The 10,339-nt window shown below is 41.8% G+C and carries 12 protein-coding genes and 2 pseudogenes; 8 read left to right on the forward strand and 6 right to left on the reverse strand.

From position 1 onward, the window contains the following. The 3 genes and pseudogenes from AB5935_RS22155 to AB5935_RS22165 all read right to left on the reverse strand — a co-directional run. Window positions 1-185, reverse strand: a pseudogene (locus AB5935_RS22155) (oxidoreductase); the annotation flags it as partial. A gap of 16 nt (window positions 186-201) precedes the next feature. Further along, on the reverse strand, window positions 202-591 hold the full coding sequence (locus AB5935_RS22160; RefSeq protein WP_005852036.1) for a GtrA family protein: 390 nt from the start codon (window positions 589-591) through the stop codon (window positions 202-204). A 392-nt stretch (window positions 592-983) separates the two neighbouring features. Further along, window positions 984-1,421 (reverse strand): Hsp20/alpha crystallin family protein, encoded by a 438-nt coding sequence (locus tag AB5935_RS22165; protein ID WP_007833317.1) that lies wholly within the window; start codon window positions 1,419-1,421, stop codon window positions 984-986. Window positions 1,422-1,747: 326 nt separating this feature from the next. Between AB5935_RS22165 and AB5935_RS22170 the strand changes: the two genes are divergently transcribed. From AB5935_RS22170 to AB5935_RS22190, 5 genes and pseudogenes are all read left to right on the forward strand, one after another. Next, window positions 1,748-2,794 (forward strand): alcohol dehydrogenase, encoded by a 1,047-nt coding sequence (locus AB5935_RS22170; RefSeq protein WP_022185398.1) that lies wholly within the window; start codon window positions 1,748-1,750, stop codon window positions 2,792-2,794. 35 nt (window positions 2,795-2,829) lie between these two features. Continuing rightward, entirely contained in the window at window positions 2,830-3,636 is an 807-nt protein-coding gene (locus AB5935_RS22175; protein WP_007844339.1) for a TrmH family RNA methyltransferase, read from the forward strand. A gap of 261 nt (window positions 3,637-3,897) precedes the next feature. Beyond that, window positions 3,898-4,236: a hypothetical protein gene (locus tag AB5935_RS22180; protein ID WP_227216228.1), complete on the forward strand. Its 339-nt coding sequence runs from the start codon at window positions 3,898-3,900 to the stop codon at window positions 4,234-4,236. A gap of 503 nt (window positions 4,237-4,739) precedes the next feature. Next, window positions 4,740-4,916, forward strand: a pseudogene (locus AB5935_RS28470) (DUF4373 domain-containing protein); the annotation flags it as partial. A 177-nt stretch (window positions 4,917-5,093) separates the two neighbouring features. Next, the gene (locus AB5935_RS22190) at window positions 5,094-5,360 is read left to right on the forward strand and encodes a Lin1244/Lin1753 domain-containing protein (protein ID WP_234242512.1); all 267 of its coding nucleotides are present in this window, start codon (window positions 5,094-5,096) and stop codon (window positions 5,358-5,360) included. Between the two features lie 34 nt (window positions 5,361-5,394). Here AB5935_RS22190 and istB read toward each other — a convergent pair whose 3' ends face one another. From istB to istA, 3 genes are read right to left on the reverse strand one after another with little or no spacing between them, the layout of a single operon-like run. Beyond that, window positions 5,395-6,105 (reverse strand): IS21-like element helper ATPase IstB, encoded by a 711-nt coding sequence (gene istB / locus AB5935_RS22195; protein ID WP_038610036.1) that lies wholly within the window; start codon window positions 6,103-6,105, stop codon window positions 5,395-5,397. Further along, window positions 6,102-6,716 carry a Mu transposase domain-containing protein gene (locus AB5935_RS22200; protein ID WP_229103387.1) on the reverse strand — a complete coding sequence of 205 codons (615 nt, stop codon included), beginning with the start codon at window positions 6,714-6,716 and terminating at the stop codon, window positions 6,102-6,104. Before AB5935_RS22200 ends, istB begins: the two co-directional genes overlap by 4 nt. Further along, window positions 6,607-7,677, reverse strand: a complete 1,071-nt coding sequence (istA, locus tag AB5935_RS22205) for an IS21 family transposase (protein ID WP_227235686.1) — start codon at window positions 7,675-7,677, stop codon at window positions 6,607-6,609. The genes AB5935_RS22200 and istA overlap by 110 nt, the downstream gene beginning before the upstream one ends. 1,408 nt (window positions 7,678-9,085) lie before the next feature. Between istA and AB5935_RS22210 the strand changes: the two genes are divergently transcribed. The 3 genes from AB5935_RS22210 to AB5935_RS22220 form a co-directional block, all read left to right on the forward strand. Next, window positions 9,086-9,589: a BfmA/BtgA family mobilization protein gene (locus AB5935_RS22210; protein ID WP_007833665.1), complete on the forward strand. Its 504-nt coding sequence runs from the start codon at window positions 9,086-9,088 to the stop codon at window positions 9,587-9,589. Then, window positions 9,580-9,930: a hypothetical protein gene (locus tag AB5935_RS22215; RefSeq protein WP_368327574.1), complete on the forward strand. Its 351-nt coding sequence runs from the start codon at window positions 9,580-9,582 to the stop codon at window positions 9,928-9,930. Before AB5935_RS22210 ends, AB5935_RS22215 begins: the two co-directional genes overlap by 10 nt. A 27-nt stretch (window positions 9,931-9,957) precedes the next feature. Beyond that, window positions 9,958-10,339: DUF5712 family protein (locus AB5935_RS22220; RefSeq protein WP_368327575.1), on the forward strand; the 382-nt coding region annotated here is incomplete at its 3' end.

Here is a 10,339-nt window from a genome sequence, read left to right on the forward strand (position 1 = left end):
CCTATGCCATCGGCACCTCCTGTGATGAATGCTTTTCTAGGAAGTTTGATCGTATTGTCTGTCAGGTCCTTTGGTTGAAGCTTGACGGAAATCGTTTTCTTCTTTCCTTGTTTACGTTTTTTTTCCCATGCAGCCTTTCGGGCTTCATATTGTTCGTATTGTCTTTCTATATAATTGTCTGCCATAAGTTTTGAAATATATTTATCGGAATGTTATTCTATTGTTTACCATAAAATTAACAGCTCCATATATTATTATTCCAATAAATTGTGCTGTAAATTCTTTGATCCCTATTGCTTCTATCATCAGTATCACAAAAAGAAGTTGTATGCCATAGGCAATACCGAAAGCGGTACAAAAGAGCATTATTTGTTGCCAAAGACTGTTTTGGGGATTGCTGGAAGGAAAAATCCAATATTTGCTCCATATAAAATTATGGGTTTGAGCGATGAGATATGCCATAATATTTGCTACTATATATTTTCCTTTGAATGAGAAGTAACTCATCACAATCCATATCACTAACATGGTAATAAGATAATTTAAGGTTCCTATTGTAGCAAAACGAACTAAACGTACTGATGCTTTCATCCTCTTTTTATTGGTTTGTTTTATATGGTGAATTTGGGTGCAAAATTACTAAAAATATGTGATTTTAATGCTTGTATAATAAAAAAGAAGCCTACTTCTCTTAGTTTCTGTTTTAATGTTGTTCAGTATTTTTTCAAAGAAAATTTAAACTGGCTTTTTTCAGTTTTGTTCTGAATTTGAAGTTCAATTGTAATAGAGGTGGACTTTTTTAGGGAAAGATGGGAAGAAATGTTGAAAAGCATGGTGGAAATCCGGAGAAAGTGTTGATGCAAATATGTTGATTTTATGATAATCGGACAATATATAAGGCACACTTTTATATCATGCAAAATAATAGCATTTTATAGATGTACCTTATAAACTGTCCGATTGTAAATATTCAAAATCTGTGATTAATGAATTTCGATGATTCTGTTCACTTTGGCTTTTTCTTCAGGAGTGCGTTTAGGCAAATCAATGGTCAGAACACCGTTGCTGGCATTGGCGCTGATTTTTTCCTTAACCACATCTTCAGGAAGAATCAAAGCTTGTTCGAACTTAGAGTAAGAAAATTCACGACGTAAATATCTTCTGTTGTGATGGTCGTCCTCTTTTGTTTCATTCTTTTTCTCCATTGAGATCACTAGTTCGTTGCTTTCGCTGATGTGGATATTGAAATCTTCTTTAGTCATACCCGGAGCAGCAACCTCTACTTTATAATCTTTGTCACTTTCAATGACATTAATTGCAGGAGCGGTAGCGTTTGCTCTTGTCAACCATTCATTATCAAAGAAATCGTTGAAAATACTTGGTAACCAATTCTGATTGTTATACTTTCTAGTCGGCATCATAATTATAATCTCCTATATTTTAAATTGTTACTAGACTGTTTTTGAATCTTTTTATCTTGTCGTTTTTGGCAATACACTGATGTTCTTGCAAAGTATATGCCTGATGGCAAAATGTCAGCCGGAAATGAAATGAATTTAAATCTGTGAAGATAATTTTAATGAATATCGAGATGTGTTTAAACCTTTGTAAAATTTGTTTGCAGTTGAGAAGCAAGGCAAAGTGATAAAGAAAGCCATTTTGTCAGCAAATGGCAGCTATTATTTATGTCTGTATATTATCTTTGCATCGTTTTATAAAGATAACCATTAAAGAAGAAAAGGAAATCATGTTGGCATATACTTATATTAAACAGGGAAAATTTGAATTGATAGAGAAACCGAAGCCTGAGTTGAGAGACTCGCGTGATGCTATTGTGCGCGTCACTCTCGGGAGTATTTGTACCAGTGACTTACATATTAAACATGGTGGTGTGCCACGTGCTGTTCCCGGAATAACAGTGGGGCATGAAATGGTGGGTATTGTGGAGCAGACAGGACGTGATGTTAAATTAGTCAAACCGGGCGATCGAGTTACCGTCAATGTGGAAACCTTTTGTGGAGAATGTTTTTTCTGCCGGCATGGATATGTGAATAATTGTGCTGATCCTAATGGGGGATGGGCCTTGGGATGTCGGATTGATGGGGGGCAGACGGAATATGTTCGCGTACCTTATGCTGATCAAGGCTTGAATCTCATTCCCGATTCCGTGAGTGATGAGCAAGCTTTGTTTGTAGGAGATATCCTTGCTACAGGATTTTGGGCTGCTCGCATTTCGGAGATTACCGAAGAAGACACGGTGCTTGTCATTGGTGCGGGATCTACGGGAATCTGTACTTTGCTTTGCGTGATGCTGAGAAAGCCGCAGCGCATTGTTGTTTGTGAACAATCTTCTGAAAGAATTCGGTTTGTTAGGGAACATTATCCGCAGGTAGAAGTTGTCACTCCAGAAGAATGTAAGGAATTTGTATTGCAAAGTAGTCCACACGGTGGTGCGGATGTAGTTTTTGAAGTGGCAGGAGGGGAGGATACATTTCGCTTGGCATGGGAATGTGCGCGCCCTAATGCTGTCGTTATTTTGGTGGCTCTTTATGACCGTCCTCAGATTCTTCCTTTGCCGGATATGTATGGAAAGAATCTGATCTTCAAAACTGGTGGCGTAGATGGTTGCGATTGTGCTGAGATACTCCGCTTGATAGAGATGGGAAAAATAGATACCACTCCACTAATTACACATCGTTTCCCGCTAGATCAGATAGAAACGGCTTACCAGATTTTTGAGAACCGACAGGATGGAGTGATAAAAGTAGCTGTGGCAATGGAGGCTGGAATGTAAATTAAAAGCAATGAAATAGTATAATATAAGAGTGTATGCCTATTATTGAAATATCATCATTGACACATCCCGGAGTGGATGTTTTCTGCATGTTGACGGAAGCTCAGTTACGCCAGCGTATAGAACTTGGGAAAGGGGTGTTTATAGCCGAAAGCCCCAATGTCATTAGTAGGGCTTTGGATGCAGGATATGAACCTCTTGCTCTTATGTGTGAGCGTAAGCATATCTCTGGCAGTGCTGCTCACATTATCAAGCGTTGTGGTGATGTGCCCGTTTATACGGGTGATAGAGAGTTGTTGGCTACGTTGACTGGCTATGTTCTGACACGTGGTGTATTATGTGCTATGCGTCGTCCGGTGTTGCCCTCTATGGAAGAGATCTGCCGGGATACCCGGCGGATTGTAGTCATTGACGGTGTGGTAGACACTACCAATATCGGGGCGATATTCCGTTCGGCAGCTGCTCTTGGGATAGATGCTGTTTTGTTGACACGCAATTCTTGCGATCCGTTGAATCGCCGTGCGGTAAGGGTGTCTATGGGTTCGGTGTTCTTGGTTCCATGGACATGGTTGGATGGTACGATTGGCGATTTGAACAAGTTGGGTTTCCGTACTGCTGCCATGGCGTTGACTGATGATTCTATCTCTATAGATCATCCCATATTGGCGGCTGAACCTCGGTTGGCTATTGTGATGGGAACAGAGGGGGAGGGGCTTTCTTACAAAACAATCGCTGAAGCTGATTATGTAGTCCGTATCCCTATGGCGCATGGAGTGGATTCGCTCAATGTGGCTACTGCAGCTGCTGTAGCCTTTTGGCAACTTCGGATTACAGACTCTTGAAAAAGATTTAATGTATGATTAAGTTTGTTTTTTGTTTTATTGATTGAATATACAAATCAGAGACTCTGTAAACAACGGAAAATCCGTAAGTCAGGCATATCTGCCCGATATTTTAGAAACAATAAAGTAAACAAAAGTTATATAGGATATAATGGGATGCCTATTGTGGGAAATACATTTTGCTTGCGTTTCCCTATCTATAAAGAAAGAGGCAGTAAAACACCAGACCTACCCCCCCCCCGATAGATACTGTATAAGCTGGTGGATGAAGAAAGTCCTGTAAGTAAGATTTGCTTTTGCAATATTATTGTACTTCGTCCTCATGCGATGCTTTCTAAGGGAAGCGTTGATGCTGCACATCATGCTGTACGTTTATTCAATACGTTCCCGAAGCAATTTTACATCAGTTGGAAAATGCATCAGGCTTTCATAACAGTTGGCATCTGTATAGATTGTCTTAAAATTCTTTATGTATGGGTTCCAGCTATTAGTGGGGGCGGTAATTTAGCTGCATCAAAGATTCGTAATCTGGAATGTCCCAGTTACGGTCTAAAAGATTATGGATGCGGTAAATTTATCAGAAAAATACATATTCCTTGATCTTCGTTCATGGGAAATCAACATTGCGCGGACAGCCCGTCGTCTTGGTGTGTCCCGTAATACGGTACGACATCTCCAATCCCTAAGCTCCGAGGAAGTCCTTCAGCAAAAAGAACGGCATTACAAGCTCCATGCCTACGAGCAGGCCGTCGCATCCCTTCTTATCAGTCTCCCCTCCATTTCCAGCAGTCGTATTGGCGACTACTTGCGGGAACATTATCCGGACTTTCCGCACGTCTGCGAGAAGACCGTCCACAATTATGTCCAGTTCATCCGGAAGAAGCACCACATTCCTCCGGTCAGATAATTATCGGCACCACTCCCCCAAGGAGTGGGAGCCCAGTCCGTCATATACATAACCCTTAACAGCAAACATTATACATTAATTATATATGAATACCCAAAGCTTTACAAACGGAACAAGCCGCCTGTCACGGGCTGTACGGCGACTGGAATGCGGGACACATCTTTGCTATGAGCTCAGCACTTCCCAATTTTCTGACATGAAAGTCAGAAGACTCACCCGCCAATACGGTTTTTTCGGTTACAGCATCTATCGGTATCTCGTGAACGAGACACTCCACAACGGGAGTTACCTCCTGCTGTGGTGCGAGGAAACGGCACAGTACTGGAATGCCTCTTTGGAAGATGTCACAAGAATTGTCAACGGCTGCATACAGGTCGGCCTGTTCAATGACGAGCTTTTCAGGAAGCACTGGGGCCTGACTTCCGCCGACATACAGCGAACTATATGGACCATGTCAGGTCCTGTGGCATGCTCTCCCGGTATCCTGGTATCCCCAAGGAGTCCGAACTTTCGGCCAGCTGATGTATTATCCACTTTAAATATAAAGCTTATGCCAAAAACAACTAAAAAGGTTTTCACCTATTTTAGGTTCGAGACCGATCATTTCTATGATACGAAAGTAAAAAGACTAAAAAATAAATTTGGAATGGAAGACTGGGGGGTGTTCCATTTCATTGTAAACGAGATCTACCGTGTCGAGGGATGCTACAACTGTAATTTGCAAATTTTCTTGTGTCTTTTTTTAGAAAAGTTAAATATGCCACTGAATACACCAGTAACTAAGGCTTTACAAGTTCGTTTCTCGTTCCTGTTGTAGTCTTAAAATAGTCTGCCTGTTTTCTAACCGGTAGCTACTGTCGGTAAAACTTGATGACTTTACATCGATAAAGCAATCGGTCAAGCAGAGCATTGGCAAGGATTTCATCATTTAATGTTTCTACACATTCTGTAGGTGCCTTGTTGGTTGTAATGATGATGGATGTCTTCTCATGCAGTGTGTTTATAAGATTGAAAAAAGCTGTAGCTTCCTTTCTTTTCACAGGAAACAGCATGATATCATTTATTGCCAGCAGCTGTGCGCGCAGAATCTTGTTATAAGTCATCATGGCCGGAGTTGAGATATCTTTAAGCCTGAGACAATTTACGATATCCTCCATTGTCATCAGGTATGCCTTGTAACCGGCCTTGACCGCATCAAAGACAAGACCGGCTGCCAGAAATGTCTTTCCGGTTCCTGATGGTCCTATCAGGATCAAGTTATAAGTTTCACGGAACCATACCAGTTCACGAAGCTCCTTCATCTGCCGGCGGTCTATGCCCTTATAAAAATTGTAGTCATATTCGTCAAGATCATGTTTCCGGGGCAGACGTACCGCAACAAGTCGTCTCTCGTAGTCTTTCCTCTCTTTCATTTCAACTTCGGTACCTAATACCAGGGACAGGAATTCCGAGTAGGTCGGTTTTTCTTCCTGTGCATGATGCAGAATGCTGTCCATGCGGTTTGCAATGTTATAAAGCCGCAGACGTCTGGCGTGTTCTTTCAATTTTTCACTTTGTATCATTCAAAAAACTTGTTATATTGGTTTATATCTGTTTTTTCAGGATGACAGTCCGCTGTTTCCGGAATGGATGTCGGAGCTTGGATAGTCATCCCGTCCATATTGTCCTTGCTTCTGTGGATTGAGCCGGATATTTCCTGCACGGAAAGGCTGTTGTATATGTTCTTTTCCAGACAGGTCCGCAGGGCTGCTATCACTGTTTCTTTGCCGTATTCGGATATCACATGAAGCAGCAGTTTCATATTGTCCCTGTAATAGCGCGGCTTTTCCCTTTCCAGATTCCGGAGCCATAGAATAACGGTGGGGTCATCTTCCGTCCGCTTTCGGATCCGGACCTGCAAGTCATTCACACTCCATGTCTTGTCCTTATGATGTCTTTTGTCACATACATTTTTCCCTTTTCCGGGACACAACTCATGCCTGCATATGAGTTTGCCGCTCTCTTTGTCGTACAGTTCGATATATCCGTTATTCTCAAGAAGCCACACAACGGTGTTCCGGTTTCTATAGGTGCTGGAGGGTACACTGTAGTAGTTGGTCCGGTACCGTACCGTATTGTCCTTGCGGACATGATACTCTTTCGGCTCGTCTTTGGGGGGGCACCGGTTCTCCATAGTATGGCAACAGATATTTCCGTTCAATCTCAAATTCCTCAGCCGGAACTAGGCGTGTGGTTCCATGTATCTTGCCGTTTCCTGTTTTTTCCAACCATTGCAGGACCTCGGTGTTAAGGACTTCCAGACTGTTAAATGTCCGTCCGGCAAGAAAGTTACGCTTGACATATTTGACCACATTTTCCACTTTTCCCTTGCTTTCCGGGTCAGCAGGACGGCAGAATACGGGCTGGAAATGCTGCTCGTTGACAAAGGCACGGAACGTTCTTGTCAATATGAGGTCACCCAGGTTTTCTCTGACCAGCAGGACTTTGTCCTGGTCATAGATTATCCTTCTCGGCTTCCCTCCGAAATATGCGAAAGCCAGTTCATGGGCATATACGGCTAGGGCTGATGTGAAAGGCGTACAGGAAAAATACACGAACTTCTGTTTGGAACGGCTCATCACCATGACAAAAAAATAAACTTTGACAAAGTCGTCCCTGTATGTGGGCATGCGGCTTTCTCCGAAATCCATCTGGGCATATTCCCCGTAAGGGGTATCCGGCATTTTCTCATAAACACGTTTGGAAAGGCCCTCCTTGTTCAGATTATACTTACGACGTACAGTTTCCACAAAATTGTATACGGTTTTCCCGAAGACAACAGGAAGATCAGGATACTGTTCCTTCATCCAGTCATGAATCTGGGAGGCGGACAGGAACCTGTACCGGGAAAGAACGTCACAGACATAACTTTCGTATTTGTCAAGTATGCGGGGATATCGCCTGCGATGCTGCAATTTTGCAGTCAATGTGTCCTCATCCATTTTCAAGTACCGGCGCACCGTACTTCTATGCAGACCAAGCTGGAACGCAATCTGACTTTTGTTAAATCCTTTTAAATATAATTCTCTTATTTTGTACCACATGATGACTCTGTTGTTTGATTGGTGTCTGTATGCGTCCTTAGTTCTGTTCATATCATTTATATTATTGAAACGCAAATATAGACATTTTTAGGAGGCATGATGGCATATTTCCTTTTTCTAAAAGGACATGGGGCAAAGATACGGATTACAACTCCATACCTGTCCGTATTAATATTTTAATTTTAAAATATCAAACAATTTTAAAATTAAAATATTCTGATATTAAAATGTTTTTAAATTGAACCGTCAGCATTCTTTTGAAAAAAAGAATATCCATTGATTTTCCACATAAGATCAAGTGTGGGTTACAGAATTAGGTGTCTGATATTTTTAATGATAATATAACATGTATGGGTAAATAAATATCATAAAACAACACCTGCATGACTTCATGTACAGGTATTTATGACTAAAGTTTTAATATTTCAACATTTTGATATTTTAATGTTTTAATATTAAAACACTTTAATGTATTGACATTAAGTATTGGATGGATATATTGAATGGCTATTTTTTTTTAAAAGTGACACGGCAATTTAGAATGTATACCTATCGGATTCGTGGAAAAAGAGGACCATTCAAAATAATCCTGCCCGCTTCTTTTTGTTCCTTCTTGACGCTACCAGGCATGTCCGGTTCTCCGTCATCATTTTCAGATTACCAATATTTTTATTCGTTCATGGACAGGAATGTTCATGCGCATTTCTATCGGCAATCTGATCATTACTGGCGGTATCCGCTTAATGAAAGAATACTGTCAGGTTGTTCATTTTCTTTTTTTCGGGAAGATTATGCAGAAACAGGTGTTGTACTTTTCTTGATTTTCAGAATCGGTTTGTTTGATAATATCTGCCCGTATTGTCTTCCGGTTTGTCCGCCGGCTCGCCGCCACTTCTCCGATCCGCTCTGAGGACACTTTCTTTTTTCCGGGATTACAAATCAGGTCTGCCGTCCGTTCTCCCGCATCTTGCGAGATCGGAAACGGCACATACTCCTGGAAGTTCGCACCGGCAATATCGCCGGTCTCTTTGCAAGCCCCCAAGGACGGAATACGCCTCCCTCAGTCTGTCACATATCTTCCGTATCCATCTCCGCACCGCATGGCTTTCCTTCTCTTTAGGGAAGGGCTCTGCCCGAGAAATTCCATTTTTTCTTAAAAAATAATAAAGAAGAGCAAGCGGCGCGCACGTTTTGACGTTCGCTAAATCACGCAGAGCCGTGATTGTCAATAGGTTGTGAGATTTTTTGTAGACAAATTGTCTACTTTTTCTGTAGATTTAAGTCTTTTTCCTGTTGATTATCAAGTAATTGTGTTGTCTACATAAAATCGACATGTTTTTTATATATAGTTGATTGTTAACAATTTGCGATGTAGACAAAAATCTACAGAAAAAAAGATGGAGGCAGCACAAAAAGGTTGTGCCGGTCCGCCCTTACATTTGCGGAAAGATTCAAGATTATGCAAACAAAAATTACAAAAACCATTCGTGTATCCATAGATGTGAAACAGCATCTGGACGAAATGAAAGGAAGCGTGTCGGCCAGTGAGTTCATTGAGACAATGCTGTCCTACTTTGAGCGGAACGGGGTGGATCCCCGAACGTCAATCAACGGGAAGTTCAAGACACTGGAACTTCAGGGAATCGAACGGATCATCAAAATCATCCGTGCCATAGAGAAAGACAAAATCGACAAGCTGCTTCCGGCGCCGGAAGCGCACAGTGATGAATTGCTGGACCGGGCCGACAAACAGGTCACCCAACTGAAAGCGGAAGTGGAGCGGTTGAAGCAAGCAGGTGCTCCTGACGTGGAGGACAGACGGAAACTCGGACAGGTTGTCAGGCTGCTGGAAAACGCTTTCGACCAGAAGAACTTCAAGAAGGCGGAAAAAGGAACAGATTATTTTGTCGCACCGGTTTATCTGGAAATGTTGTTATATAAAGTAAAGGAAATATGTTCATAAAACAGGTAATGGCCCGTCCTGTACCGGCTCATCCGAAGTGGAAATACAGTTTGAACAGAGAAAGTATGATACTTTTTTTTCACAAGAAAATATTATATGGCGCCAATGTGGTTTATGCGGAAGGCTGGCAACAATCAAAAAAAAGAATGGCATATTCTACCATATTTCCAGCAATCCTTTACAGAATGAAGTGTCCATATAGTCCGGAGAATTATCTGAAAGGGGATTATGAAGTTCGGGCTGTCACCATGAAGGAACAGAGGACGACAGGCGGTGAGTTGAAAAAAATGCAGTATCATACATGTATCTGTATTCAAGAAATTTCAAAAGGAACCTTATGATTATTATCAGAACTAAATCCAGGTGGAATGTTTGTAAAAGTACATAAACCGGTCAACACACCCTGTGTATGCGACAACAAGGGCAGGTGCCGGGTACTGGTGGAATACCTGTTGAAGGAAAGTCTTGAAGACAAACCTTATTATGACACGTTCTTCTCCCATGAGGAGGATTATGTCGCACCGGTGACGGTCATGCAAAAGATTGACAACAACCATAAAAGATTGAAGAAGAGGGATGATAAATTCTATATGCTGTCCATCAATCCCTCACAGGATGAAGCGGCCCACCTGATCCGGCGGGTTACAGGAAAGCAGGTGGCGGAATTTGAGCGGCTCACCGTGGAGGAACAGGAAAAAGTCATTCATGAGTTGAAGAATTACTCCCGGAACTGTATGGACCTGTATGCGG

The organism is Phocaeicola sp. RTP21198st1_B8_RTP21198_201120, assembly GCF_040929485.1.
GTDB classification, from domain to species: domain Bacteria; phylum Bacteroidota; class Bacteroidia; order Bacteroidales; family Bacteroidaceae; genus Phocaeicola; species Phocaeicola dorei.

Excerpts from the sequence above, each read along its gene's own strand:
- AB5935_RS22160 (WP_005852036.1), bottom strand. The coding sequence starts at position 591 with ATGAAAGCATCAGTACGTTTAGTTCGTTTTGCTACAATAGGAACCTTA.
- AB5935_RS22165 (WP_007833317.1), bottom strand. The coding sequence starts at position 1,421 with ATGATGCCGACTAGAAAGTATAACAATCAGAATTGGTTACCAAGTATT.
- AB5935_RS22170 (WP_022185398.1), top strand. The coding sequence starts at position 1,748 with ATGTTGGCATATACTTATATTAAACAGGGAAAATTTGAATTGATAGAG.
- AB5935_RS22175 (WP_007844339.1), top strand. The coding sequence starts at position 2,830 with ATGCCTATTATTGAAATATCATCATTGACACATCCCGGAGTGGATGTT.
- AB5935_RS22190 (WP_234242512.1), top strand. The coding sequence starts at position 5,094 with ATGCCAAAAACAACTAAAAAGGTTTTCACCTATTTTAGGTTCGAGACC.
- istB (WP_038610036.1), bottom strand. The coding sequence starts at position 6,105 with ATGATACAAAGTGAAAAATTGAAAGAACACGCCAGACGTCTGCGGCTT.
- AB5935_RS22200 (WP_229103387.1), bottom strand. The coding sequence starts at position 6,716 with ATGGAGAACCGGTGCCCCCCCAAAGACGAGCCGAAAGAGTATCATGTC.
- istA (WP_227235686.1), bottom strand. The coding sequence starts at position 7,677 with ATGAACAGAACTAAGGACGCATACAGACACCAATCAAACAACAGAGTC.
- AB5935_RS22210 (WP_007833665.1), top strand. The coding sequence starts at position 9,086 with ATGCAAACAAAAATTACAAAAACCATTCGTGTATCCATAGATGTGAAA.
- AB5935_RS22215 (WP_368327574.1), top strand. The coding sequence starts at position 9,580 with ATGTTCATAAAACAGGTAATGGCCCGTCCTGTACCGGCTCATCCGAAG.